The organism is Rhizobium sp. PP-CC-3G-465, assembly GCF_004343445.1.
GTDB classification, from domain to species: domain Bacteria; phylum Pseudomonadota; class Alphaproteobacteria; order Rhizobiales; family Rhizobiaceae; genus Ferranicluibacter; species Ferranicluibacter rubi.
On record NZ_SLYH01000002.1, the window covers coordinates 200,626 to 227,621 of the forward strand.

General features: G+C 62.7%; 21 protein-coding genes. 9 read left to right on the forward strand and 12 right to left on the reverse strand.

The features are described 5' to 3' along the window. Window position 1: 1 nt before the first annotated feature. From C8J33_RS13335 to C8J33_RS13345, 3 genes are read right to left on the reverse strand one after another with little or no spacing between them, the layout of a single operon-like run. Window positions 2-898: an ABC transporter permease gene (locus tag C8J33_RS13335; RefSeq protein WP_245507177.1), complete on the reverse strand. Its 897-nt coding sequence runs from the start codon at window positions 896-898 to the stop codon at window positions 2-4. Window positions 899-935: 37 nt separating this feature from the next. After that, complete coding sequence (locus C8J33_RS13340) at window positions 936-2,546, reverse strand: ABC transporter ATP-binding protein (RefSeq protein ID WP_132664632.1); 1,611 nt, start codon at window positions 2,544-2,546, stop codon at window positions 936-938. Between the two features lie 7 nt (window positions 2,547-2,553). Then, window positions 2,554-4,311 (reverse strand): ABC transporter substrate-binding protein, encoded by a 1,758-nt coding sequence (locus C8J33_RS13345; RefSeq protein ID WP_110807838.1) that lies wholly within the window; start codon window positions 4,309-4,311, stop codon window positions 2,554-2,556. Window positions 4,312-4,680: 369 nt separating this feature from the next. Here C8J33_RS13345 and C8J33_RS13350 point away from each other — a divergent pair, with 369 nt between their 5' ends. The 7 genes from C8J33_RS13350 to C8J33_RS13380 all read left to right on the forward strand — a co-directional run bounded on the left by C8J33_RS13350 (window position 4,681) and on the right by C8J33_RS13380 (window position 14,714). Then, entirely contained in the window at window positions 4,681-6,246 is a 1,566-nt protein-coding gene (locus C8J33_RS13350) for an ABC transporter substrate-binding protein (RefSeq protein ID WP_245423280.1), read from the forward strand. Next, window positions 6,243-7,277, forward strand: coding sequence for an ABC transporter permease (locus C8J33_RS13355; RefSeq protein ID WP_165929805.1), 1,035 nt, complete (start codon window positions 6,243-6,245; stop codon window positions 7,275-7,277). The genes C8J33_RS13350 and C8J33_RS13355 overlap by 4 nt, the downstream gene beginning before the upstream one ends. Next, on the forward strand, window positions 7,274-8,113 hold the full coding sequence (locus C8J33_RS13360) for an ABC transporter permease (RefSeq protein WP_110807835.1): 840 nt from the start codon (window positions 7,274-7,276) through the stop codon (window positions 8,111-8,113). The genes C8J33_RS13355 and C8J33_RS13360 overlap by 4 nt, the downstream gene beginning before the upstream one ends. Next, a complete protein-coding gene (locus C8J33_RS13365) occupies window positions 8,110-9,771 on the forward strand; it encodes an ABC transporter ATP-binding protein (RefSeq protein ID WP_110807834.1) in 1,662 nt (553 codons plus the stop codon). The genes C8J33_RS13360 and C8J33_RS13365 overlap by 4 nt, the downstream gene beginning before the upstream one ends. Then, on the forward strand, window positions 9,768-10,907 hold the full coding sequence (locus C8J33_RS13370; protein WP_110807833.1) for an LLM class flavin-dependent oxidoreductase: 1,140 nt from the start codon (window positions 9,768-9,770) through the stop codon (window positions 10,905-10,907). The genes C8J33_RS13365 and C8J33_RS13370 overlap by 4 nt, the downstream gene beginning before the upstream one ends. Window positions 10,908-10,985: 78 nt before the next feature. After that, the gene (locus C8J33_RS13375) at window positions 10,986-12,209 is read left to right on the forward strand and encodes a GNAT family N-acetyltransferase (RefSeq protein ID WP_245423279.1); all 1,224 of its coding nucleotides are present in this window, start codon (window positions 10,986-10,988) and stop codon (window positions 12,207-12,209) included. Between the two features lie 261 nt (window positions 12,210-12,470). Beyond that, window positions 12,471-14,714, forward strand: a complete 2,244-nt coding sequence (locus tag C8J33_RS13380) for a methyl-accepting chemotaxis protein (protein ID WP_245423278.1) — start codon at window positions 12,471-12,473, stop codon at window positions 14,712-14,714. Between the two features lie 66 nt (window positions 14,715-14,780). Here the strand turns inward: C8J33_RS13380 and C8J33_RS13385 are convergent, their stop codons facing one another. Together C8J33_RS13385 and C8J33_RS13390 are read right to left on the reverse strand one after the other, a co-directional pair. Further along, complete coding sequence (locus C8J33_RS13385; protein ID WP_110807886.1) at window positions 14,781-16,628, reverse strand: ABC transporter ATP-binding protein; 1,848 nt, start codon at window positions 16,626-16,628, stop codon at window positions 14,781-14,783. Between the two features lie 44 nt (window positions 16,629-16,672). After that, complete coding sequence (locus tag C8J33_RS13390) at window positions 16,673-17,869, reverse strand: aminotransferase class V-fold PLP-dependent enzyme (RefSeq protein ID WP_110807831.1); 1,197 nt, start codon at window positions 17,867-17,869, stop codon at window positions 16,673-16,675. Window positions 17,870-17,960: 91 nt separating this feature from the next. Here C8J33_RS13390 and C8J33_RS13395 point away from each other — a divergent pair, with 91 nt between their 5' ends. Beyond that, the gene (locus C8J33_RS13395; protein ID WP_110807830.1) at window positions 17,961-18,815 is read left to right on the forward strand and encodes an IclR family transcriptional regulator; all 855 of its coding nucleotides are present in this window, start codon (window positions 17,961-17,963) and stop codon (window positions 18,813-18,815) included. Here C8J33_RS13395 and C8J33_RS13400 read toward each other — a convergent pair. The 5 genes from C8J33_RS13400 to C8J33_RS13420 form a co-directional block, all read right to left on the reverse strand. Next, window positions 18,805-19,302 (reverse strand): RidA family protein, encoded by a 498-nt coding sequence (locus C8J33_RS13400; RefSeq protein ID WP_110736571.1) that lies wholly within the window; start codon window positions 19,300-19,302, stop codon window positions 18,805-18,807. The two genes, C8J33_RS13395 and C8J33_RS13400, sit on opposite strands and share 11 nt — an antisense overlap. A gap of 31 nt (window positions 19,303-19,333) precedes the next feature. Next, window positions 19,334-20,563: an amidohydrolase/deacetylase family metallohydrolase gene (locus C8J33_RS13405; protein WP_110807829.1), complete on the reverse strand. Its 1,230-nt coding sequence runs from the start codon at window positions 20,561-20,563 to the stop codon at window positions 19,334-19,336. 1 nt (window position 20,564) lies between these two features. Further along, complete coding sequence (locus C8J33_RS13410) at window positions 20,565-21,440, reverse strand: ABC transporter permease (protein ID WP_132664633.1); 876 nt, start codon at window positions 21,438-21,440, stop codon at window positions 20,565-20,567. Then, entirely contained in the window at window positions 21,440-22,381 is a 942-nt protein-coding gene (locus tag C8J33_RS13415; RefSeq protein ID WP_165929806.1) for an ABC transporter permease, read from the reverse strand. Before C8J33_RS13415 ends, C8J33_RS13410 begins: the two co-directional genes overlap by 1 nt. A gap of 96 nt (window positions 22,382-22,477) precedes the next feature. Then, window positions 22,478-24,004 (reverse strand): ABC transporter substrate-binding protein, encoded by a 1,527-nt coding sequence (locus C8J33_RS13420; protein ID WP_110807884.1) that lies wholly within the window; start codon window positions 24,002-24,004, stop codon window positions 22,478-22,480. A 350-nt stretch (window positions 24,005-24,354) separates the two neighbouring features. On the opposite strand from C8J33_RS13420, the gene C8J33_RS13425 reads away from it, so the two are divergent. Next, a complete protein-coding gene (locus C8J33_RS13425; protein WP_110807827.1) occupies window positions 24,355-25,734 on the forward strand; it encodes an amidohydrolase in 1,380 nt (459 codons plus the stop codon). Window positions 25,735-25,791: 57 nt separating this feature from the next. On the opposite strand, the gene C8J33_RS13430 is transcribed toward C8J33_RS13425, so the two are convergent. Beyond that, the gene (locus C8J33_RS13430; RefSeq protein WP_110807826.1) at window positions 25,792-26,202 is read right to left on the reverse strand and encodes a carboxymuconolactone decarboxylase family protein; all 411 of its coding nucleotides are present in this window, start codon (window positions 26,200-26,202) and stop codon (window positions 25,792-25,794) included. Window positions 26,203-26,497: 295 nt separating this feature from the next. Next, window positions 26,498-26,977 (reverse strand): heme-degrading domain-containing protein, encoded by a 480-nt coding sequence (locus tag C8J33_RS13435; RefSeq protein ID WP_165929807.1) that lies wholly within the window; start codon window positions 26,975-26,977, stop codon window positions 26,498-26,500. Window positions 26,978-26,996 lie beyond the last annotated feature (19 nt).

Genomic DNA, 26,996 nt, shown 5'->3' on the forward strand with positions numbered 1-26,996 from the left:
ATCACGCGGACCTTTGGTGAGGATCGAGCACGGTCCTCAGGCCCGAGCTCAGCGTGTTGAACCCAACGACGGTGAGAAACAGCGCGAGACCAGGGCCTGCGAGGAACCAAGGCTGGTCCTGATAGAGCGATGTTCTCTGGGCTTCCGCGATCATATTGCCCCAGCTCGGCAGCGGCGCCTGAATACCCACGCCGAGAAAGGACAGAGTGGCCTCGGCAACGATATTCGCCGGCAGCTGCACGGCCCAGTAGACGAGCACCGTCGGCAGGATGTTCGGGAGGATGTCGAGCAGGATGATGCGCGTCTTCGACGCTCCGATCGTCACCGATGCCTCCACCATCGGACTCGTCCGCAGTTGTAGAACGAGGCCACGCGTCAGACGCGCGAAATAGGTCCAGGAGAACAGGGAAATAACGAGAATGACGACGAGCAGGGGTGGAATGATGGGCTGCCCCGTTCCGCCGCGGTTGAGCGACAGAAGGCTGAGCGCCGTGACCACGAAGGGAAAGGACAGAGCGACATCGATTCCCTGGCTGACGACACGATCGATCCGGCCGGCGAAAAAGCCACTGACGGTTCCGACGAGCGTGCCGATGAGCATCGCGATCGTCGTCGCGGGAATGCCGACCAGCAGGGAGACCTGCGCCCCGTAGAGGGTCCGGACAAGCACATCGCGCCCATTGCCATCGGCGCCGAGCGGAAAGGCTGCCGACGGCCCGACCGGGAGGCCCATCTCGTCCAGTGCCGTCTCCTGAAACTGGTCCGTCGGCCCATGCCCGAGGGCGAGCGAAACGAGCGGCGCCGACAGTGCCGCAAGCAGGACAAGAAAGACGATGCCTGCCCCGATCCGCACGCTGCGCTCCCGCCATAGGATCTGCAGAAGGGTCGGTGAGGACACGGTGTCTTTCCGTCGCCCCGAAATGGCTGCAACACTTTCAGCCAGCATAGGACACCGCCTTCTGCGAACGATCCGCGGGCTGCCGTTTGCGGCCCGGCACTGCCGCCAGAAGCCGCTTCGTATAGTCATGTTCCGGATATTCGAAGATGCGCCGCGTCGGACCGGTCTCGACGATATAGCCCTTTTCGAGCACGGCGACGCGGTCACAGAGTTCTCCGACGACACCGAGATCGTGCGAGATGAAGAGAAACGAGATGCCGAGGCGATCGCGAAGATCGCCAAGCAATGCGACGATCTTTGCCTGGGTGGTGATGTCGAGGGCCGATACCGCCTCGTCGGCCACGATCAGCGACGGCCGCAACGCGATGGACCGGGCGATCGCGATACGCTGGCGCTGACCGCCTGAAAGCTGCGACGGCAGGCGTCCGAGTATGTCCTCCGGCAATTCGACATCCGACACGAGCTGCCTGACCCGGTCGGCGATCTTTGCCCTGTCGCGCTCGCCAGCGATGATGAAGGGATCGGCGAGGATCGCCTCCACGGTCCGTCGCGGGTTGAGGCTCGCATAGGGATCCTGGAAGATGACCTGAATCGCCCTGCGGATATCCGCCTTCAGGCCAGCGGTTCCCGGCTTTGCATACTCCTCTCCGCCGAGAGTGACCGTTCCTGCGTCGGGTCTGTCGAGACCGGCGATGATGCGGCCGATGGTCGACTTGCCCGAGCCGGATTCTCCGACAAGACCGAGGATTTCGCCTTTCCCCACAACAAAGGAAACATCCTTCAGCACTGGCCACGATGTCTCGAAGGATCGCCCGAGAGAACGGACCTGAAGGAGCGGGCTGCGCGGTTCGGCGCCGGCGGGTTTTGCATATGCCCGCGGCCCTGCAAGGCGCGCAGCGCCCAGCAATTGTCTGGTGTAGGCGTGCTTCGGACTGTCGTAGATGCGGCCGGCCGGCGCTTTCTCGACCACAAGGCCGTTCTGCATCACCACGACATGGTCCGCGATATCGGACACGACGGCGAGATCGTGACTGACGAAGATGAGCGCCGTTCCGTGTTTCTCCTGCAAACGCTTGAGCAGGTCGAGAATCGACGCCTGAACCGTGACGTCGAGCGCTGTCGTCGGCTCGTCGGCGATGATCAGATGCGGGTCGAGCGCAATCGCCATGGCGATCATCACCCGCTGCCGCATGCCGCCCGAAAGATGGCGCGGATAATGGTTCAGCCGCGCGACGGGATCGTCGATCCCGACATCGTCGAGAAGCGCGAGCACGCGTTCGCGCCTTTCGCTGCGGCCGATCCTGCGATGCGCGGACATCGCCTCGCCGATCTGCTCCCCAATCATCTTCAGGGGATGAAGATTGCTCAGCGGATCCTGGAAGACGAAGCCGATCTCCGCCCCACGGATTTTCCGCAGTGTCTTCGGCGACGCCCCGAGGATTTCCTGCCCCCGATGCAGGACACTGCCCTGCACCGACGCCGATGTCGGCAGAAGACCGGTTGCCGCGAGAAGCCCCGCGCTCTTGCCCGAGCCGGACTCCCCGACGATGGCCAGCGTCCTGCCCGCATCGACGTCGAACGTGATACCTCTCACGGCTTCGACGCGACCGAAACGGACCTTCAGGTCGCTAACGGAAAACACACGCATGCCAGGCTCAGTTCTTGACCGCGATATTGGTGATGTCGGCCTGAACAGCGAGCGACGACCATGCCCAGTGGGTAATCCGCTCCGAGGTCAGAGCGATCTTTCGCTTTTCGAACAGCGGGATCCAGGGCAGATCGGCGGAGACGATCTTGTCTGCCTTGGCCCAGATCGGTCCCGGATTGTCGGACGGGAAGGCTTCGGCCGCGAGCGTGTTCAGCTCCGCGTTGCTGTAGCAGATGGAGCTGACATTGCCGGTGCCGCACGGCGACGCATCCGAATTCAGCCAGCCGCCCAGCAGCATGCGGGTGCTTGGCCCCTGCCAATCGGGCGCGAACTGCGAACCGAGCGAGATGTCCCAACGGCTCTTGGCGTCCTGAATGAAGGCATACCACTGGGTCGGCGGGATCGGGATGAGGTTGAGGTCGATGCCGGCCGCCGCCACATCTTCCTTGACGGCGACGGCAATGGCTTCGAACTGCGCCGTGGTGCGATAGATGGCGTCAATTTTCAGGCCCTTGGGATAACCCGCCTTCGCGAGCAGCTCCTTTGCCTTGGCCGGGTCGCCCTTGCTACCTTCGGTCGGATAGGGATCGAACGGTTCGTGGCCGAGGATCGTCGACGTGATGATCTGCGACAGCGGCACGGAGGAAATCGGCCCACCCTGGATCTGGACCAGATGTGCGCGGTTGACCGCGTAGCTGAGTGCCTGACGGACCTCCAGCTTGCGCAGCGCATCCGCACCTTCGCTCTTGGCTTCGGGCCGGGCGTTGAAGGTGATGAAATTGGCAGCACCGCTGTTGGACGCATGCAGCTGCGCCTGTTTCTGTGTTTGAAAACGGCGGATGGCGCTGCGCGGCGGAACGTCGAGATAAAGCGAAAGATCGGCCTCGCCGGCTTCGATCTTCTGAACGATGCTGTCTTCGCTGTTGGCGGTGAAATCAACGACGATCTCGTCGACATAGGCCTTGCGGGCCTGATCGCTTTCCGCCTTGAAATTCTTTGCCTTCTTCAGGATCAGCTTCTGTCCGTCCTGATAGGATTCGACGAAGTAGGGACCGCTGGAGGGGAAGTTCTTGCGGAACTCGGCCGAGTCCGGAAAATATTTGGAGGCGATTTCCGGCGGCAGCGGCGAGACGAAGTTCATCGAGAGGATATTGAGGACATCATAGTTCTTGGTGTCGGACTTGATGACCAGCGTCTTTTCGTCAGGCGCGGAGACACCAGCGATATCGTGGCCGTCGATAAAGGCCTTGGATGCCGCCAGATCGCCGGTCGCGACCTTGGAGAAGTCCTCGCAATAGGCCTTGAAGCCGGAAATCGCCAGGTTGAAGTAGTTGATTGCCGCGACCTGCTTGTTCGGGTCGCAGAAACGCTTGATGCCGTAGACGAAATCAGATGCGACGATCTTGCGCTCGGTCGGCCCGGAGAAGAAGACGTCATCCTTCAGATGGAAGGTATAGGTCTTGCCGTCGGCGCTGACATCCCAGGATGTCGCCAGATCGGGAACCAGTTGCGTATCGTCCTTGATGTCTGTGGGAGAGCCCGGATAGGTGACCAGCTGACGGGTGACAGCGCGCAGGATTTCCCAGGAATCGGTGCTGTAGCCGGTCAGGGGGTCGAAGGCATCGAGATCGGCCTGCAGCGAGGCGATCCTCAGCGTGCCGCCGAATTTCTGCTCCTCGGCCTTGGCCGGCAGAGCGAAGGTTGACAGGATTGAAAGGGCAGAGATCGCGATCCGCTGGGAGGATCGGCGAGTGGAATGCGTCATTGGGGTCTCCCGTACACTTAATTCTATAGTTTTTATAGTCTTTTGAGAAAACCAAAACGCGCGAAACTACTCGATGTGAGCGCTTGGAGAAAAATTAGAGGCGGAATTGCCCTGATTATTGAAATAAATGTGCATCTGAGGTCATGCCCCCGAGACATGCGCAAACGGGTCGTCAGTCGGAAAACACCGATGCGCGACATCGGCGAACGCGAATCTTCGAAATTTCGATATCGGCGATAGAGGATTTCCCCGGACGCTCGACATTTTAGAATGGATGCACCGCGTCTCGCCGTCCATTCTGTAGCATACCTATTAAATCCATAGAGTAAGGGTTGATAGATGCTGTCCGGACGGATTCTGAAATCGAACATGTTGCGTTTCGCCGGCATGCTGATCGCTGCGATGCTGACGTCCGGGCCGGCATTGTCCGCCGAAAAGGGCGGCACGCTCCATCTTATCGTCCAGCCGGAGCCGATATCGCTGAACCCCGGCATCAACCGCCTCGGCCCGGCCACCTTCGTCGGCAACAAGATCTACGACTCGCTCCTCGGCTATTCCGCCACTGATATCGCGCCCATTCCGCGGCTCGCGGAAAGCTGGACTACTTCCCCTGACGGCAAGACCTATACGTTCAAGCTGCGCCATGGCGTCACCTGGCACGACGGGGAGCCGTTCACGTCGAAGGACGTGGCCTTCAGCATCGGCGATTTCCTGCCGGTGCAGCATGCGCGTTCCAAGGATGTGCGCGCCGAGATCGCAGGAATCGAGACACCGGATGCGTTCACCGTTGTCTTTACCCTGAAAGCACCCTACCCGGCCTTCCTGCACACGCTGAACGTCGCGATCGTTCCGGCCCATAAATATGTCGGCGTCACGGACTTCCGCAGCGCGCCGGCCAATGGCGAATTCATCGGCACCGGCCCCTTCAAGTTTAAGGAGTGGAAGAAGGGCAGCACCATTCGCCTCGTGCGCAACGAAACATACTGGGATGCCGGCAAGCCCTATCTCGACGAGATCGACTTCCAGGTCGTTCCCGATGCCAATTCCCGCGCCATCGCCTTTGAGACCGGACAGGTCGATGTGCTGCGTTCGGGCGATGTCGAGAATTTCGACATACCGCGCCTTGCCGCTCTCGACAGCGTCAAGATCAGCGAAGCGGGATGGGAATTCCTGCAGCCGATCGGCTACGTCCACATCAACAATCGCAATCCGATCCTCGCCAATCAGAAGGTTCGCCAAGCCATCGTTCAGTCCATCGACCGCGATTTCATCATCAACACCATCTTCGCTGGCTATGGAAAACCGAGCAACGGCCCGTTCTCGCGGCTGTCGTCCTACAAGGATACCAGCGTCGAGACCGTCTATCCGTTCGATCCCAAAAAGGCGGCCACCCTGCTGGACGAGGCCGGATACAAGGCCGACGCGGACGGCACGCGCTTCACCCTCAGGCTGGTGCCTCTGCCCTACGGCGAACTGTGGTCGCGCCAGGCCGAGTATCTGCGCGAAGCGCTCGGTGCCGTCGGCATCAAGGTGGAGATCGCCTCCGTCGACGTGGCCGGATGGTTCAAGCGGCTGACCACGTTCGATTACGATATCGCCCAGAATTTCGTCTACACGACCGCCGATCCGGGCATCGGCATTCTCTATGGCTACAGGACCGTTCAGGGCGACAATGCCGGCAGCACGGGCGGCAATGTCAACGGCTATTCCAATCCGGAAATCGATGCGCTGCTCGAACAGGGCGCGCATGAAGCCGACGATGCGAAACGCCGGCAAATCTACTCCAAGGTCCAACAGATCCTGTCGCGCGACGTGCCGATGGTCTGGACACATGACATCGTCTTCCCGACCCTCTATCACGACAAGGTCCAGGACCTGATCACGACGGCGCTCGGCACCGACGACAACTTCGCCGCGGTCTGGCTGAAGAAATGACGCAGGTGGCACGCCCGCAGCGGTATCAGATACAGGGGATCGCGGCGGCCTATGGCAGGGCCTTCGGACTGCGGCTTGCCAAGGCAGGGCTCACCTTGTTCGCCGTCATCGTGCTGAGCTTCCTGCTGGTACGGATGGCGCCCGGCGATCCCGCCCTGATCCTTGCCGGAGACCAGGGCGGCAGCGATCGGGCCTTCGTCGATGAATTGCGCCACCATCTCGGCCTCGACGGTCCGCTTCTCTTTCAGCTCTGGCGCTATCTCCAGAACATCGCCAGCTTCGATTTCGGCATCTCCTATCGCGATCAGCGCCCTGTCCTCGACATCGTGCTGGAGAAGGTCCCCGCGACGCTGCTTCTGACCGGCAGCGCCTTCGTGTTCTCCATCGTTCTCGGGGTCACGCTCGGGGCGCTTTCCGCACGCCGGCCGGGATCGGCTGTCGATGTCGTCATCACGACGATCTCGGTCGCCTTCTTCGCCATGCCGATGTTCTGGGTCGGCCTCGTCTTCATCATCGTCTTTGCGGTGAAACTCGGCTGGCTGCCATCCTACGGCATGGAAACCGCCGCCGTCTCGGCACGCGGCGGCTGGGCCGCCCTTGGCGACCGGCTGTCCCATATGGTTCTGCCCGTGCTGACGCTCGGCTTCTTCTACATGTCGGTCCACGCACGCGTCAGCCGCACGGCCCTCCTGCAGATTTCCGCAATGGATTTCATTCGCACCGCCCGCGCCAAGGGCCTGTCGCCCTGGCGGATCTGGCGCGACCATCTGCTGCGCAACGCGCTTTTGCCGACGATCACGGTCGCATCCCTGCAGGCCGGGCAGTTGATCGGCGGCTCCATCCTTGTCGAAACCGTCTTTGCCTGGCCTGGCATCGGCCGACTGGCCTTCAATGCCCTTTCGGGCCGCGACTACAATGTGCTTCTCGCGGTGTTCATCCTGTCCTCCCTTGGCGTCATCATCGCCAACCTGATCGCCGACGCGGCTTACCGGCTGATCGATCCGCGTCTGGAACGGGAGGGGAAAACATGAAACACCGCTTAAGCCGCCCCTTCCTGACACTGCCCGTCCTTTTCGGCCTGATCGTCCTCGCCCTGCTCGTCTTTTGCGTCATCTTCGCCGATGTCCTCTACCCGGGAAATCCATGGCGCATGGTGGCACGGCCCAACCTGCCGCCGCTGTCTCCCGGATTTCCGGCTGGCACCGACATGCTCGGCCGCGATCTTGCTGCCGGCCTCGTACATGGAAGCCGCGCAACGCTCGTGGTCGCCTTCACCGTCGTTGCTTTCGCGGTCGCTTCGGGCAGCGCCATCGGGCTGGCCGCCGGGTATCTCGGCGAAGCAATCGACGAAGGGCTCATGCGCTTTACCGAATTCTTCCAGACCATTCCCGGGTTCCTCCTGACGATCATGATCGTCGCGATCTTCTCTCCCACACGCTGGACGGTCATTCTTGCGATCGCCTTGATGGCTTGGCCGCCCATCGTCCGCGTCGTGCGCGCAGAGGTGCTTTCGCTTCGCCGACTGGACTGGGTGCGGGCCGCGCGGGTGAGCGGTTTGTCCCACATTCGCATCGCGCTCCTGCATGTCCTGCCCAATGTCCTGCCGCAGATCGTGGTCCAGTCGTCGCTTCTTCTGGCCAGCGCCATCATGATCGAGTCCGGCATCAGTTTCCTCGGACTCGGCAGTCGCGACGCCGTGTCCTGGGGCTTCCTGCTGGGGTCCGGACGCACGGCCTTCAGCGTCAACTGGTGGCTGTCGACGCTTCCCGGCCTTGCCATTTTCCTCACCGTGCTCGCCTTCAATCTAGTGGGCGACGGACTGGAACGCTGGCTCGATCCGAAGCGGAGCCGGAGAGCCGGCCCGTGACCCAGACCCAGCCTCGTCCCTCCCCTCTGGTTTCCATCGAAAATATCGACATCGCATTGCCAGCCGGCAGCGACCGAAAATTCGCGGTTTCCGGTGCAACGATCTCGATCGACCGAGGCGAAGTGCTCTGCATCGTCGGCGAAAGCGGGTCCGGGAAATCCGTGCTGGCCTCCGCCATTGCCGGGCTTCTGCCGGGCGATGGCTTGCAGGTGACGAAGGGCCGGCTGCTTTTCGACGGACAGGATGTCTTGTCGCTCAACGAGCCGCAGCTTCGCAGACTGCGCGGCGCAAGGATCGGCTTTATTTTCCAGGAACCGATGACGGCGCTCAATCCGCTCCTGACCGTTGGGCGTCAGCTTGCAGAGGCGCTGGAAGCGCATGGCCATCCCGCCTCGCCGGCAAGGATCGGCGAATTGTTTTCCGCCATGCAACTGCCCGAACCCGAGACGATCGGCCGGCGTTATCCCCACGAACTTTCCGGCGGGCAGAGGCAGCGCGTGGCGATCGCCATGGCCATGGCCTGCGGTCCGGACCTCCTGATCGCAGACGAACCGACGACAGCGCTCGACGTGACGACGCAGGCGGAAATCCTGAAGCTGATCCTGGCACTCCGCGCCAGCCATAAGCTGGCGGTCTTGTTCATCACCCATGATTTCGGCGTCGTGCGCGAGATCGCAGATCGGGTCGCCGTCATGCAGAACGGCGAGATCATCGAGGTGGGCAACGCAAGGTCCGTGCTCGATACCCCGCAACAGCCTTATACACGTCGCCTCCTTGCCGCCGTGCCGACCCTCGATACCACGAGGCGGCCGTCCCTCACGAATCGCGTCGCCCTTCTCGAACTCGACGGCATCGAAAAGACCCATGCCGCCAGACGTGGATTCTTTGCAGCGAAAGGCCGATCGGTCATCGCACTTGACGGCGTAGACCTCGAACTGCGCGAAGGGGAGACGCTTGCGCTCGTCGGTGAAAGCGGCTCGGGGAAGTCGACGCTCGGACAGGTGATCACCGGTCTGATCGAACGGGACGCCGGACATTTCCGGCTGTTCGGCGACGACATCGCACGAGCCGGCGATCTTTTCACATCGCAGCGGCGGCCGGCGGTCCAGATGGTTTTCCAGGACCCTCAATCCTCGCTCAATCCGCGCCACGACGTCCGCCGCATTCTGACCGAACCGGTTCTGCGGGCAGGCCTGAGCAAGGCCGAGGCGCATGCGCGTATGGCAATGCTCCTTGCGCGCGTCGGCCTCGATGCGTCCGTGGCAGATCGCAAGCCGCATGCGTTTTCAGGTGGCCAGCGCCAGCGCATCGGTCTTGCGCGCGCATTGATGCACCAGCCGAGACTGCTCGTCGCCGACGAGCCGGTCTCGGCGCTCGACGTGTCGGTCCAGGCGCAGGTTCTGGACCTCCTTGCGGAACTGCAGCGCGACCTCGGGCTCGCCATGCTGTTCATCACCCACGATCTGCGGGTTGCCGCAAAGGTTGCCGATCGTATCGCCGTGATGCAGCAGGGGCGGATCGTCGAGACGGCGGCAACCGACGACCTCCTGCACAGGCCACAATCCGCCTACGCCCGCGCGCTGCTTGCCGCCATACCGGGACGGGCGCATGAGGCCGACTTCCCTCACCTCGAACGTCTTCAACGGGATACGGCATGACCGGAAACATTCACCTTCACTGGTACCTGCCGACGAATGGCGACAGCCGGGGTCTGACAGGCTCCGGGAACGATAGCCATATCGTCGAATTTTCCGGCGGCTTCCGCCCACCGACGCTTGCCTATCTCGGCGACGTCGCCCGCGCCGCGGAGGCGCAACAGTTCCATGCCGTGCTGACACCGACCGGCACATGGTGCGAGGATGCCTGGATCGCGACCGCCGCGCTTTCGCGTGAAACGACGCGTCTCAAGTTTCTGGTGGCCTTCCGGCCGGGCCTGATATCGCCCACGCTGGTTGCCCATCAGGCGGCGACGTTCCAGAGAATAACCGACGGTCGTCTGCTTCTGAACGTCGTCACCGGCGGCGATCGCTTCGAACAGGCGCGTTTCGGCGATCATCTGGACCATGACGCCCGCTATGAGCGGACGGCGGAATTCCTGTCCGTGGTCCGCGGCGTGACTTCGGCACCCGCGGACCGTCCCTTTTCCTTCAAGGGCAAGCACTACGATGTCCGCGAAGCCAGTATCGACACCGGTTCCCATGGTCTGCCGCCCGTCTTCTTCGGAGGCGCCAGCCCCGCAGCGCAGGATGTGGCGGTGGCGCATGCCGACGTCTATCTGGTCTGGGGCCGCCCGCCGGCGGTCGAGGCCGAAACGATCCGCACGCTCAAGGCGCGCGCCGCCGCCGGTGGGCGTTCGCTGCGCTTCGGCGTGCGGCTGCACGTCATTTCCCGCGATACCGAAGATGAGGCCTGGGCCGTGGCGGACAAGCTGCTCGGCTGGCTCTCGCCGGAACGGGTGCGAAAGGCGCAGGAACTGCTCGCCAAATCGGAGTCCATCGGCCAGAGCCAGATGTCGGCCTTGAACGCGGGGCGCGAAGGCCTGCCGACCTCGGCGCGCGCGCTGGAAATCCACCCCGGTCTCTGGGCCGGCTACGGCCTGGTGCGCGGCGGGGCGGGCACGGCTCTGGTCGGAAGCCATGCGCAGGTCGCCGACCTTATCGAAACCTATCATCATGCCGGCTTCGACCACTTCATCCTTTCCGGCCAGCCCCATCTCGAAGAGGCCTGGCATTTTGGCGAAGGCGCCGCAGCCATTCTCAGAGCGCGCGGTCTCCTCGCGCCGATATCGTCGTAACAACGCGACAAGCCCTGCCGCACGTCGTGGCGGCCCCCCGTCTTCAAGACCAACAGAATGAACTCTGGAAGCTCTCGCATGGATATACGATCGATCACCGACGAAGCCGGCCGGCGGCAGGCCTTTGCGCTCTTCCGGGAAGCCATGCTGGGCATCGGCGATCTGGGACGCAGCAGCCCCGAAGCGGAAGTCCGCTTTCTCCGCGACGGCAAGCCGTTCGGCGGCTACGAGGGCGATCTTCTGCGCGGCGTCGTCAATGGCTATGATTCATCGGTGATCCTGCCGGGCGGTGAGCGCGTCAGCCATCTCTCCGTGACGCATGTCGGCGTTTCTCCCGAGGCGAGCCGTCGCGGGATCGCTCGCCGGCTTCTTGTCGACCAGCTTCATCGTGCCCGGGCCGATGGCTATGTGGTCGCGGGCCTCAGAGCATCCGATCCCCGCATCTACGGTCGCTACGGCTACGGCGTTGCGTCCTGTTCGGTCCGCCAGGACATCGATCTCACCCGCACCCGGCTGGCCGCCGGCACATCACGTGCCGGCCTGTCACTTGAAGGAATTCGCATCGTCGATGCCCGTGAGAGTTTCGAGCTGTTTCGAAAGATCGCCGATACCGACCCGAAACCCCGCGCTGCGACCTTGTCCCGATGGGACGGGTGGTGGTCGATGCAGGAATACCGCACCGCGCATGGCACAACGCCCCATCACGCCGTGGTGTTTGGCCAGCAGGGTCGTGAACGCGGTTTTCTACGCTTCCATGTCGAGCCTTCGGAGAACTGGTTCACGTCATCGCGTCGCACGGTGATCGTCGATGATCTCGTTGCCCATGACGGTGAAGCCTGGCGCGCGCTGAACGGCCATCTCTTCGGCCAGGACATCCTGCATCGGGTGGTCTTTCCATCGCGGCCGGTCGATGATCCATTGCCGTTGCTTCTGGACAATCCGCGCGCCTTGGAAATATCCGACCAACGTGATGAAAGCTGGATACGGCCCCTCGATCTCAAAGCCCTGCTTTCGGCGCGTCGTCCTGGCGGCACACGCGACGTCAGGATTGCGGTCGAGGACGACCTCTTTCCCGACAATGCCGGCATATGGTCTGTCGGTCCTGCGGGCGCGGTCAAAAGCCAGGGAAAACCGGAGGCATCCCTCACCATCTCGGACCTTGCCACACTCCTGTTCGGGGCACAAAGTGCTGCCCATCTCGCCGCATCCGGGCGCCTCGTCACGGATTGCGAGGGAGCCGTGGAAGACCTCGACCGCATGTTCGCGACCAGCCGCAAACCGCATTCCGGGATTTCTTTTTAGGGATCGCCGCGCTCGCCACCGATACGATCATGCTTCTTGGCAGCGGCAATCAGCCCATTCCGGCGATGGTGCCTGGCCGGTGAGAGCGACGTCTGCATGACGTGTCAGCCATGCATGACCCAGTGGACGACTGCATGACTATAAAGCGCGCGCTAAAAGACAGTTCTCGCCAAGTTTAGTTCAGACTCCGGTTGTAAATTCATTCATATTTTATGAGTTTCGTCCATCGTAACTTACATTGCTCAAGTTGCCGAGGATCTCGTGGCTCATTCCGTCGTAAAACGTCCGCTTTGGATCAAAATCACTGCCTACGGTTTTGCAGCCGTGCTCTTTTCCGCTGTTGCGATCGGCGGCAGCGCGTCGTACCGGCAATCGGCCTCGACAGCCGATACGCTGGCACACGAGGCAAGTGCGGACCGTGCTCTCGTCGAGATGGATATGGCAGCGCAGCGGAAGACGGCTTCGGCGATCGCCCTTGCCCTTGCCGGCGAGCCGGAGATGGCGGGGCTGATTGCATCCAACGCGCGGGAAGCGATCATCGCGCGCTACGCCGGTGCCATGTCTTCCATCGTCAAGGAGGGCGGAATTACGCTCCTCACGGTGACCAATGCAAACGGTGAAGCCGTTGCCCGCATTCACACGCCGGACAAATTCGGCGACGACATGAAGGGACGCCGCAAGACCATCGTCCAGGCGCTGCAGTCTGGCAATCTGGTTGCAGGTATCGAACCCGGACGGACAGCCGTCAGCATGTTTGCATCGGCTCCGATCAAGAAGGACGGCGTCGTCGTCGGTGTCGTCGATGCGGGCACGAGCCTGACGAACGACTATTTCTCGTCCGTCGCTCAGCGTATCGGTGGTGAGATCGCCGTCTACGTCCAAGCCGATGGCAAGTTGGTCAAGCAGGCGTCGACCTTCGAAGGCGACCTGTTGCCGGAGGCAAGCCTCACGTCCGTGCTGGCCGGAGAGACGATGCAAGCCAACGTCACCATCGCCGACAGGCACTATATCGTCGAGGCCCGACCGCTGACCAATTTCTCAGGCGCGACAATCGGCGTTCTCCAGATCGCATCGGACGTCACCACGGTGGTGGATGAGGCCTCGGAAGCCTTATGGATGACGATCATCGGCACGGTGGTCGTTTCAATCCTGTCGCTGCTCGGTTTCCTGATCTTTGCCCGCTCGCTTGCCTCGGTCATCGGCAGGATTACGACGACCATGACGCGTCTTGCCAAGGGTGACCTGGACGCCGCCATCGACGGCGGAGAGCGGCCCGACGAGGTTGGTGCCATGGCGCGCGCCGTCCAGGTGTTCAAGGACAACGCCATCAAGACACGGGATCTCGAAGAACAGGCAGACCGCCAGCGCAGCCAGTCCGAGGACGAGCGGCGCCGCGCCACCGAGACGGAGAGCGCCCGCGCCGCAGCCATGACCCAGGCGACGAGGGGACTTGCCGACGGCCTCAAGCATCTGGCCGAGGGAGACCTGAGCTTTCACATTTCCGAAACCTTCCACCATGACTTCGAGAGCCTGCGAACCGACTTCAACCAGGCCGTCGAACAGCTCCGCACGACCCTTTCCTCCGTGTCGGAAGCAACCGCATCCATCGACAGCGGATCACGCGAAATCAGCCAGAGCGCCGACGACCTTTCGCGGCGGACGGAACAACAGGCAGCGTCGCTGGAGGAAACGGCCGCGGCGCTCGATGAAATCACGGTCAATGTCTCGAATTCCTCAAAGCGCGCCGAGGAAGCGCGTGCGGTTGCCGTCCAGGCCAATGAAAGCGCACGCCGCTCCGGCACGGTGGTGGGCGATGCCGTCAATGCCATGAGCAAGATCGAACAGTCCTCCAGCCAGATCTCGAACATCATCGGCGTCATCGACGAAATCGCGTTCCAGACCAATCTTCTGGCCTTGAATGCGGGCGTTGAGGCGGCACGCGCCGGCGAGGCCGGCCGCGGGTTCGCCGTCGTGGCGCAGGAAGTGCGCGAACTGGCACAGCGTTCCGCAAAGGCCGCAAAGGAGATCAAGGATCTCATCCGGAACTCCTCCGGCGAGGTCCAGAGCGGGGTTCACCTCGTCCAGCAGACCGGAGATGCGTTGCGGACGATCGAGGCCTACATCGTCACGATCAACCAGCACATGGATTCCATCGCAACCTCTTCGCGGGAGCAGTCCGGGGGCCTCGCGGAGGTCAACACCGCCGTCAATCAGATGGATCAGGTCACGCAGCAGAACGCCGCCATGGTCGAGGAAGCCAATGCCGCCGGCGCGACGCTGGCGATGGAAGCTGCAAGGCTCAAGGAGCTGGTCGGACGGTTCCAGTTCGCTTCGGCGAGCGGGGCGTCGATGCGGCCCCGACAGGCACCCGTTGAAAGAGCACCGTCCTCTCCTCCGGCATCTCCACCGCGCGCGATGATCAAGACGATCAGCAAGGCCTTTTCAGGACGGTCCTCGGCGGCCGTGGCGCTTCAACCCTCCACAGACAGCTGGGAAGAGTTCTGAGATCCGTAGACGTCGCGAATCGTTGCCGGCGTCTGTGCGCGCTCAAGTGAACGCGCACAGGTCGCTCTAAATGGCGACGAGGTGCCCCTCGGAAACGACGCGGAATTCCCGCTGCACCGGCACGTAATCTGCCGGGCGGATCTGGCTCCTCAGTTCCTCGGCAGCGGCCATCGGCGTTTCACGCCGGCGGTCGGGATCCGGGACCGGCACGGCGGACATCAGTTTTTTCGTATAGGCATGCTGAGGATTGCCGAAGACGGCGCTTCGCGGCCCGATCTCCACGATCTCTCCCAGATACATGACGGCGACACGATGGCTGACGCGCTCGACGACGGCCATGTCATGGCTGATGAACAGAAAGGCAAGGTTGAGGCTCTGCTGCAGGTCGAGCATCAGGTTGATGACCTGCGCCTTGATCGAGACATCGAGTGCCGAAACGCTCTCATCCGCCACGATGATCTTGGGAGAGAGGGCGAGCGCACGCGCGATCGAGATCCGCTGGCGCTGACCGCCGGAGAACGCGTGCGGATAACGCGACGCCATGTCCGGGGTAAGGCCGACCTTCTCCAAGAGATCGGCGACCATCGTTTTTGCCTCCTTCGAACTGCCCAACCGGTGCTCGAGATACGGTTCGGCAATCGCGGCTCCCACCGTCATGCGCGGATTGAGCGAGGCGAACGGATCTTGAAAGATCATCTGCACGGATTTGCGCATCTCCCGCAGGTCGCGCCTCGGAAGGGTCAGAACCTCGCGGCCCTCGACGAGAACCGAACCGCTGCTTGGCTCGATCAGGCGGAGAATGGCACGTCCCGTCGTAGACTTGCCGCATCCGGATTCGCCGACCAGCGACAGGGTTTCACCGGCGCGCAGGTCGAAGGAGACATTTTCGACCGCATGTACACGCCCGCTCACCTTGCCGAGAAGACCGGTATGGATGTCGAAGCGCTTGGTGAGATTGCGGACCTGCAGGATCGGCTCGCCTGAGGCAATGACGGTATCAGCGACTTCGACCGGGACGTCGGACAGTCCGGTCGCCGGATCGACCATTGGAAAACGCAAGGGCCGGCGATAGGCCTGCATGGCACCGAGCACGGGCACAGCGGACAGAAGCGCGCGGGTGTAGGGATGCTGGCCTCGGTGAAAGATGTCGGTCGTGCGTCCCGTTTCCACCTGCTCGCCGCGATACATGACGACGGTCCGGTCGGCAATCTCGGCGACCACGCCCATGTCATGCGTGATGAACAGGACGGAGGTGCCCTCCTCGTCCTGCAACATCCGGATGAGATCGAGGATCTGACCCTGGATCGTCACGTCGAGCGCCGTCGTCGGCTCATCGGCGATCAGCAGCTTCGGCTTGGTCGCGAGCGCCATTGCGATCATCACGCGCTGCCGCATGCCGCCGGAGAAGCGGTGCGGATATTCGTCGAAGCGCGAGGCTGCCGAGGGAATACGAACCTTTTCAAGGATGCGCACGGTTTCGGCGCGCGCGTCCGCTTTGCTCATCGCCGTGTGGCAAAGGATCGCCTCCGAGATCTGGTCGCCGATCGTGAACAGCGGATTGAGGCTGGTCATCGGCTCCTGGAAAATCATCGCGACATCGTTGCCGCGCACCTTGCGCATCTCCGGCTCGGGCAAGGACAGGAGATCGCGGCCCCCCAGCATGACCCGCCCCTCGATGCGGCTCGTATCGGGCTGTAGAAGCCGCATGATCGACAGCGACGTGACGCTCTTGCCGGACCCGGACTCGCCGACGATCGCCACGGTCTCAGCGGGCGCGATGGTGAAGGAGATATCGCGGACGACAGGTTTCCACGCGCCATCGACACGGAACGACGTTCGCAGCGCCTCCACGGAGAGCACCGGTTGCGCCTCTGCCGGCGTGGTCTGACGGGTGTGGGCCTGTTGCGTCGTCATGATCATTCCCATCGTTTCTGTCTTCCACGTGTCGCGCTGATGCTCTAGTCCGGCCAACGCAGCATACCGTCGAAGCGGTGACGGCTAAGGTCTTCGATCGGGGTTGCGATTATCTCGTTGGAGGCACGCGCCTTGTCGAGTTCCTCGGCGAGACGGGTGGCGACGATATGCTCCTGACCCGGATGCAGATTGCATGGATCGAGGTAGAAATAGCGGCGCTCGACCTCGTGATCCCGGACGATGATCGGCTGGTCGCCCGATCGGAGCGCTGCCGCAAGATCCCAGGCCGTAATATGCGCCTCCTGTGGATCGATGATCACACGCATGCGGTCGAGCGGGTTGTCCGTCGGATCGGGTTCGATCAGCGCGGTGACGCCGGGGCGACCGTCGAGTGTTTCCTTCCAGAGCACGAGAGCGCCTGTTTCCCGAGCCCGGATACCCGCGTGATCGCGCGTCTCCCATGCCTCCAGCGCCGCCATTGCGCCGTAGATGCTCTCCTTACCGACCTTCATGCCGCGCCCGATGCCCATGTTCTGCAAAAAGGCGTTGCGGACCAGGTCTTTTCGACCGGCAACGATGCCGGAGGTGGGGCCCCCAAGGAATTTGTGACCCGAGTAGAGCGCGATATCGGCTCCTTGCGCGAGGAAGATTTTCAGATCGTATTCGGATGCCGCATCCACGATCACCGGCACGCCTCTCGCATGGGCGATCTCGACGAATTCCTTCAGGTTCAGCAGACCATAATCGACGACATGATGCGACACGACGTAGACGGCCGCTGCGGTCCTCTCGGTGATGGCATTTTGCATGTGATAGCGATGCGTCGATGTCGCCTGGCCGATCATGACGACCTTGCCACCCGCTATGCGGATGGCCTGATCGACCGGAGCGCCGTAGCTGACGACATGCCCCATCTGCAGGAGCACCTCGTTTCTCTCGGTATTTGTTTCCGGCAGCCGCTCGATCGCAAGGAGATCAGGCCCCGTAATGGTTCCGGCGACGGCAAGGCTTACGCCTGCGGAGCACGACGCCGTAATGAAGCCCGCCTCCCCGCCGGTCATGCGAGCGATCACGGCGCTTGCCTGACGTTGCAGCGCGTTGATCTCCACGAAATGCGGCAGGATCGCCGCCATGGCGGCGATGGCTTCCGGCACGACGATCGACGCGCCAAGGCTCGTCATCGTTCCCGACACGTTGATCACGGGGCGAAGGCCGAGGGTCGTTCGGATATCAGCGGACATGGTTGTTCTCCAGGCTGCGCGACGTCGTGACGGCGCGGGCATCTCTTGCTCTTTCAGAGCCTATGCCATAATACTGCAATAGACAGGACGGATGTGCGGGACGATTGTTGTGAACAGGCAAGCCTCGGAACCGGTTTCCGAAACTACGGAAAAAAGCGTGCGCCGCTCGCGCGTCAGCGGGATCGACCGGGCTCTTCAGGTCATCGATCATCTCTACGAGACGGGTGCCCCGGCCGGCGCCTATGCCATTGCCAAGGCTGTCGGCGCGCCGCTCTCCACGGTCTATGTCATCATCGACGACCTTGTGGAAAAGAACATGCTTGCTCGGAATGGCGACGGCACGTTGTGGCTGGGGTCCAGGCTCTACCACTACGGCCTTGCCTATGCCCGTTCGCTGGATTTCATGAGCGTCGCCACGCAGGAAATGCACGACCTCTGCCGGGACGCCGGCGAGACTGTGCAGGTCTGCGGTCGCGATGCAGAGCACATGCTGGTGCTCGCCATGGCTGACGGGCCGAGCCATTTCCAGGTCGCATCGCGGGTCGGCACCCGTGTGCCGCTCAACTGGACGGCCTCCGGCCGGCTGCTGGTCGGGCATATGCCGGAAGCCGAGCGCGTCGAACTCTTCCGGCGTGGTGCCCGCATGTCGCCGACCGGCCGGGCCGCGGTCGATGCCGAGACCCTGTCGGACGCTGCGCGAACGGCGTTCGAAGAGAGGCTCTCCATCCAGGCCGGCGAATCCGACTATGCAGTCGCGTGCATTGCGTCGCCCATCGTCGATCGCAACGGCAATTGTGTTGCGACCATCTCCATCGTCCTTCCCGAACAGAAGGCCTTTGCCGACAAGGCCGGCTATGCCGACCGTGTGAAGGCTTCGGCGGCGCGGATCGAGGCACTGATGGGCTGGCGGCAGCACGGAGCGTCTCCCCACGGCATCAATCCTTAAGCGCCACGATGGCTTCGATTTCCACCGTGATGTTGCCGGGAAGCGAGCCGAAGCCGACGGCCGACCGGGCATGCCGACCGGCCTCCCCGAAGACAGCGTTGATGAGGTCCGAGCAGCCGTTGATAACCTTCGGGTGATCCCGGAACTCCGGTGCGGCGTTGACCATTCCGAGCAGCTTCACCACCTGCTTCACGCGAGACAGGTCGCCAAGCGCCTCGTGCATCACGGCAATGAGGTTGATGCCGACCAGACGCGCATCGTCATAGGCAGCCTCGGTGCTGATCTCGGCGCCGACCTTGCCGGTGCGCATGCGCCCGTCCGCCTCGCGGGTCCCCTGCCCCGAGAGATAGAGCATGTTTCCCTCGATCACATGGGTCAGAAAATTGGCGATGGGCGGCGGTGCGGGCGGAAGCTCGATGCCGAGGTCGGCCAGCCGCTGATAGGGCGTGGTCGTCTTCGGATCGGCGAAGGTGGAAAGATGTGTCACGAGAACTCCTGTGTCATGCAGTTTGTCGGCCTCAGCGATACGCGTAACCGTGGCTGTGGCGCACGAGCCTGCGGGCTCTCGGAATGTATCGGCTGGCCGTGATCGCCTCGGCACCGATGACGGCGAAACGCGGCTCGAACAGGCGGGTGAGGCGCGAGACGTCGCCATTGCTGTCGGTTGCCTCGAGGTCGGCATCGACGAGGTCGAAGATCGTGAAATCCGCCCGCGCGCCGACGGCAAGCCTGTCGTCCATAGAAAGCTTGATGACGTCGGCCGGCGCATGCGTGACGGCATTCACCACCTTGTCGAACGGCATGCCGACGGAGAGCAGCTTCGACATGGTGGTTGCGAGATCCCAGACGGGGAAGTTGAGCGAATGGCCGTGAAGGTCGGTCGAGATCGAATGCGGCAGCAACCCGCGCGCGATCGCCGCTTCCGCCACCTTGAAGGAGAAGGACGCCCCACCGTGGCCGATGTCGAGCCGCACGCCTTCGGAAGCGCAGCGCTCGGCGAGATCGAACAGGTCTTCGTCCTCCATGATGCTCGAGCCGGCCTTGCCGTTGAAGCAGTGCGTGACCACGTCGCCCGGGCCGAGGATTTCGAGCACCTCGTCGTAGAGAGCCGGCGGTTCGCCGACATGCACCATCATCGGGATCTTCAGGATCTTGGCGATCTTCTTACCGAGCTTGACCGGAGTTACGCCCCACGACCCGGTGATGACGTGGCTTGCGCGCACCTTGATGCCGACGATGTGCTCGCTGTTTTCGGCGTAGCACTCGATGATCCGGTCGAGGTCGATATCCCTGATATCGCGGAGTTCGGCGACGCGGTTGCAGGCAACGAGCCCGATCGAACCCAGATTGAGAAACGCCTTGATGCGTTCTTTCGAGGGCTCGATGATATATTCCCGGAAGCCATGGAAGTTCGCTTCACCGGCAGATCCCGCATCCACCAGCGTGGTCACGCCGCGCTCGGCGCCGCACTCGGACGGACGGAGCGAGATGTCGGTGCCCCCGTGCCAGATATGAACGTGAAGATCGATCCAGCCGGGGGACATCCACGCGCCTTTTCCATCGACGCGCTCAGTGCCGCCCGGCACCGCGAGCCCCTGGCCGATGGCCGCGATGCGTCCGTCTTCACCGATGAGAATGTCGGTCGTTTCATCGGCTCCAAGGTTGCCGGCAAGGCCGGATTTAGGCTGGCCGAAGGCCATCGGCCTGACATTGGAAAGGAGGAGCGGCTTTTGGGTTTCGCCGGTCATGTCACAAGTCCTTCTGAAGTCTGGGGTCGAGCATGTCCCGCAATCCGTCGCCCACCATCTGCAGCGACAGGACGGAAAGAATGATGGCAAAGCCGGGGAAGTAGGTCATCCAGCCGGCCTGCCCGATATACTGGCGCCCGGCGGCAATCATCGTGCCCCAGGTCGCGACATCGGGGCTGACGCCGAGCCCGAGGAACGACAGGCCGGCTTCGGCGAGCATGGCGCTGGCGAAGAGGAACGTTCCCTGTACCAGGATGGGCGACAGGAGATTGCGCAGCACGTGCCGCGTCATGATGTGGAAGGTGGAGATGCCGAGCGCTTGCGCCGCCTCGACATACGGCAGTTCGCGGATGACGAGCGTCGAGGCACGGACGATGCGGGCGAGCCGTGGCGCGTACACAATCGACAGCGCCACGATCACCGTCGTCAACGAGGGTCCGAGCGCCGCGACCAATGCGATCGCCAGCAGGATGTCCGGAAAGGCCATCATCGCATCGATCAGGCGAGCGATCGGCGTGTCCAGGCGCTGAAAGAACCCGGCGAGCAGCCCGAGCGTGATGCCGATGACCGCCGACAGAACCACGACGGCCGCGCCGACGAGAAGCGAAAGCCGTGCCGCATAGACCGTGCGGGAGAAGACGTCGCGGCCGAACTCGTCCGTGCCGAACCAGAACATCTCGCTCGGCGGCTTCAGCCGGTTGACGATCGACAGCTTCGAGGGCGAATACGGCGCGATCCATGGTGCGAGCGCCCCCAGAAGGACGAAGAGAACGAGGATGCCAAGCCCGACGACGACCGTCTTGCGCCGCAGAAAGCGGCGGATGAACCTCGCAGCGTCGCTGGCAGGTGGCTTTGTCGTGAGAGATACATCTGTCATCAGTAGCGTACCCTCGGATCGATCAGCAGGTAAAGCATGTCGATGGCAAAGTTGATGAGGACGTAGAGTCCGGCGATCACCAGCAGCGCACCTTGGATAACCGGGTAGTCCCGCCGCAGCACGGCGGAGACGACGAGGCTTCCGACGCCGGGCAGGCCGAACACGGTTTCGGTGACGACCGCGCCGGAGATGAGAACCGCGGCGGTCAGGCCGATCACGGTGAGGATCGGGATCAGCGCGTTCTTCAACGCATGCTTCAGTACGACCTTCCGCTCGATCAGGCCCTTTGCGCGCGCCGTGCGGATATAGTCGTCGCCAAGCACGTCGAGCATCGAGGCGCGCGTGAAGCGCAGGATCAGCGCCGAGGAAACGAGCCCAAGCGCAAAGGCCGGCAGAGTCAGGTGATACATGCGGTCGAGAAAGGTCGAGCCAGGCCCGCCATAGCCGGAAACGGGAAACATGTTCAGATTGACAGCGAAGACCTGCATCAGGATGAGGCCAAGCCAGAAGCTCGGAATACTCGCCGCCAGCATCGCGACGGTCGTTGCCGCCTGATCGACGAGGGACCCTCGCCGATAGGCGGCATAGATGCCGATCGGCAGCGCGATGACGCAGGCGATCGCCAGCGAAAACAGCGTCAGGAAGAATGTGGGCTCGGCGCGGTCGAGGAGGGCCGACGTCACGGGCATGTTCAGGAAGATCGACTGGCCGAGGTCCCCTTTGATCATCTGCCCGAGATAGAAAACATATTGCACGAGAAGCGACTGGTCGAGGCCGAGCCGCGTGCGCAGATCGGCGATATCCTGTGCCGAGGCATCGGGCCCGAGCATCACCGCAGCCGGGTCTCCCGGCGTGACGCGGACGATGACGAACACGATGGTCACGACCAGGAACATGACGACGATCATGCCGGCCAGTCGCTGGAGGATGTAACGGATCATGTCTTTGGCTCTCCGGTCCCACGAGGGACACAGGGGTGACGAACGCTTGCTGAGAGAACGCCGCCCCGCGGCGGCGTCCGGGATGCCGGTTCCGGATTACTTCTTGATCGATGCGTTCCAGAAATACGGCCACGGAGCCGGCACGACGCCTTCTACCTTCGTGCTCTTGGCTGCAAGAGCGTTGAAGTCACCGATCTTTATGTAGGGAATCTCCGCGTACATGGCCTTTTGCACATCGGCCCACAAAGCGAGCCTCTTCGTCTCGTCGGCCTCTGCGGAAAACGCCTCGACCGTCTGCTTGCGCAGCGGCGTGTCCCACCAGCCGGGCGAGCTCGGCGACAGGGATCCAATCAGCGCAGGCTCGGGAAGAAAAGGGCTGTGCGTGATGTAGATGTCCCAGAGGCCCTTGTCGGCCCGCCGCTGGGTGAGCGTCGCCCAGTCCACGACCTGCAGATCGACGGTGAACCCCGCGAGCTTCAGATACTCGGCGGCAACCTGCGCCATCTTATAGTGGAATTCGTACTGGCGGCTCGTCAGGATGCGGATTGGCTTGCCGTCATAGCCAGCGGCCTTGGCGGCTTCTGCCGATCCTTCGGGATCGGCAAGATTGTAATGGCCCTCGACGCCGGCATCCGTGTTCCAGACGAAGCTCTTGGGATAGATATCGCCGTCGAGCGCATAGAAATCGGTGCTGCCGAAGGCGGCGGCCAGCATGTCTTCCATGCTCAGAGCCTGGCGGATGGCCTTGCGGATGGCGACGTCCTTGGCAACACCCTCTGCCGTGTTGAAAACGAAGACCGGATAGCCGAACGGCTTCAAGACAAGCGGTTCCGATGCCGTCGAGCCCTTCAGCCTGTCGAAGGATTCGACGGGAAGGCTGTCGATATAGTCGTACTGGCCGGAGATCGCCGCCTCGACGCGCGTGTTTGCATCGGGAACCGGCACGAAGCGGATTTCATCCAGATACTGGTGACGCGCGCCGCCGTAGCCATCGGCCTCGCCGGACCGCGGCGTATAGCCGTCGAAGCGGGTGAGCTGGATGTACTGGTCGGCCTTGCGCTCCTTCAGCATATAGGGGCCCGTCCCGACGAAGTCCTTCATGGGCTCAGCCTGTTTCTCGCTCGGCAGGACGATCGCGGCGGAATTGTTGAAAGCGAGCAGCGAGACGAGCGGCGCGTAGGGTTGCTTCAACGTGATCGTTACCGTCAGCGGATCGGTGGCCGTGATCTTGTCCAGGAATGCGGCTGCCTGCTTGCCGCGCGAGGCAACCTTGACCCAGCGCTCGAGCGAAGCGACGACGTCGTCCGATGCCATGTCCGAGCCATCGTGGAACGTGATGCCGCTGCGCAACCTGATCGTATAGGTTTTGCCATCCGCGCTGATCTCGGGCAGGCTCTCGGCCAGAAGCGGCGTCGGCTTCCAAGCCTTGTCGAACGTGTAGAGGGTCTCGAACATATGCTGGGAAACGATACCCACGAGATCGGCCGTGGAGGCCATGGGGTCGAGTGTCGGCGGCTCGCCGATCGTCGCGACATTGATGACGCCGCCCTTTTCCTGGGCCGCAACAAAGGATGGAATAGCGACGAGCGCGCTTGCAAGGAAGAACGCAGTTTTCAGGCGCATCATGAAGTCCTCCAGTTTTGTTCCATTATTATGTTATTACGACTTTTATAACAGAATAGCGGAGAAGGAGGTGCTGTCAATGGGCTAGAGCTTGCGGTGCCGTCGCGACCGAACCGGCTCACATCCCTGCCCGCCGCATGCTTGACGCCCGGCGTTTCCATGGGTCACATAGCGACGGAATCTGCAGCCCAAACTGTACGAGATCGTTATGACGCAGGGATATCGAAACGACAGGCGACAGCGGATGACGATCCTCGGGGCGCCGGGCGCCGTGTCGCTCCTTTCCTGGATCCGTCGTCATGCCGACGGTTCGGGCTATCCCAGGCGGTTTCAACAGGACGAGGTCTGACATGGGTGGCACTCTCCTCAAAAACTGCGCGGCCGTCATCACCGACGAGGGCAAAGGCCCGGTCGTGCGACGCAATGTCGATCTCTTGACCGAGGGGCCGTCGATCCGTGCCATCGGCGAACATCTCAAGGGCGAGGCTTTGCCTGAGGGCACGAGCGTGATGGATGCCGCCGGCTGGTTCGTCTATCCCGGCCTCGTCAACACGCATCACCATTTCTTCCAGTGCTTCGTGCGCAACCGCGCCGATCTCGACTGGACGAAGCTCTCGGTGATCGAATGGCTCGACCGCATCTACCCTGTCTTCTCGCAGCTAAACGAAGCCTGCTTCTACCATTCCTCTGTTACCGCCATGGCGGAGCTGATCAAGCATGGCTGCACCACGGCCTTCGACCACCAGTATAATTTTCCCCGCCACGCCGGAAAGCGGCTGATCGACCGCCAGTTCGAGGCCGCGGATCTGTTGGGCATGCGGTTTCACGCCGGTCGCGGCGGCAACACCCTGCCGAAATCGGAGGGGTCGACGATCCCCGACGAAATGCTGGAAACGACGGACGAATTCATTTCCGATTGCGCCCGCCTGATCGACACCTATCACGATGCAGGGCCGTTCAGCATGCGCCAGGTCGTCGTCGCGCCCTGCCAGCCCGTCAACGCCTACCGCGAAACCTTCGTGGAATCGGTGGCGCTGGCACGCGACCGTGGCGTCATGCTGCACACGCATGTCGGCGAAGGGGAGAGCCCCGTGATGCAGGCGCGCCATGGCCTGCGCACCGTCGATTATCTGGAATCCATCGGCTTTTCCGGGCCGGATACGTTCTACGCCCATTGCTGGGAGCTGACCCATGACGAACTGCGGACGATGGCCGCAAGCGGCACCGGCGTCTCCCACTGCCCGGAACCCGTCTATCTCGTCGGCGCCGAGGTCACCGACATCCCCGCCATGGCGGCCTTCGGCCTGCGCATCGGGCTCGGCTGCGATGGTGCGGCCTCCAACGACAATTCCAACCTGATGCATTGCCTGCACTCGGCCTACATGCTGCAGTGCCTCGCATCCTCCACCCGCGCGCACCCCGTGCCGCCGCCGGTGGATTTCCTGCGCTACGGCACGAGCGGCGGCGCGAGCCTGCTCGGGCGCAGCGATATCGGCCGCCTTGCGCCCGGAATGGCCGCAGACCTCTTCGCCATCGACACCCGCCGCATGGATTATGTCGGCACGCGGCACGATCCGCTGAGCCTCATTCCCCGCGTCGGCATCGGCATGGCGACGGATATGACTATGATCAACGGCCGGGTCGTGTGGGCGAACGGCGCATTTCCCGGCCTCGACGAGGCAAAGCTTGCCGCGGACGCCGAGGCGGCCCTTGCAACCATCAATGTCTGAAGCTCGACGGCGTCGCTTCGCTCGGCGAACCGTTCGAGTGGTAGGGGCGCGAGAAGATCAGCCGGTCACGTCGAATTCGGGATCGACGGGAATGCCGAGCGCCGTGACGAGGCGGTTGGTTTCCGACGCCATGCCGATCACGGCAAGGAGATCGCCATATTGCGCGTCCGTCAGGCCCTTGGCGCGCGCCGCTGCCGTATGGGAATGGATGCAATAGCTGCAACCGCTGGCGACCGAGACGGCGATATAGATGAGCTCCTTCGTCAGCGGATCGAGCGCCGACGGTGCGACCATCACCTCCTTCAGGCTGTTCCATGTCCGCTCCAGCGTTGCCGGATCGTTGGCCAGGCCGCGCCAGAAATTGTTGATGAAATCCGAGCCGCGCACGGCGCGGATATCCGCAAACACCGCCTGCACCCGCGGCGCTGCTTCGGCCTCGGCATCCGTCCAGAGTCTTACCGTCGCCATACCAACCTCCTGATGTAAACGTCGGGAAACGAAGCCGCCGCCCGCCTCGATTGAAATTGCATAAAAAAAAGGGCCGCAGGGTGACCCACGGCCTCAAGTCATGAAGGTTAAACCTCCAGAGGGGAACGGCTGGCTGCGATCGATCCGGGAGGGGGATGAGAGGGCAGCCAACCAAGGTCAGAATGACCTGTAATACCAGCGGATTCAAAGACGGGAGACGCTGTCGGAACGGGTGGATGTGATATTTCCATCTAACCCGCGCCCCTTCGGCGCTATTTCGTTCCAGCCGGCATGCTCAGCTCCCTTGCGCCCGAAAGCGCTGGAGATGCTCGACCACGAAATCGTGGTCTTCAACATCGGAAAGGCCGCTGATCGTCGCCGTTCCGATGAGATTGCCATCCGTTTGAAAGATCGGGACGGCGCCGCCGAAGGCCGCAAAGAGATCGGGCGACAGGCCGTAGCGGTGGTGGAAGTCGTAGCCCTCCTCCTGCGCGAGAAGCCGCATGTAGAGAGAACTGTGGTGGAACCGCTCGACCACGCGCCGCTTGCGCTCCGCCCAGTGCCGGTTGTCCTCGGTAGCGTTCGCAAGGCGCGTGAAGAACACCGGTTCGCGCGCGATCGTGATCTCGATCGCCACGGCCAGGCGGCCGGCCATGGCCGATTGCCGCATCAGGCTGCCAAGCGTCCAGGCATCGTCGGTCGTGAACCGGGTGACGACCCCCTCGCGCTCGGCCAAAAGGAGGTCTGCGCATGTCCTGTTATCCGGCTGAGACATGAAGGGCATCCTTGAAGGG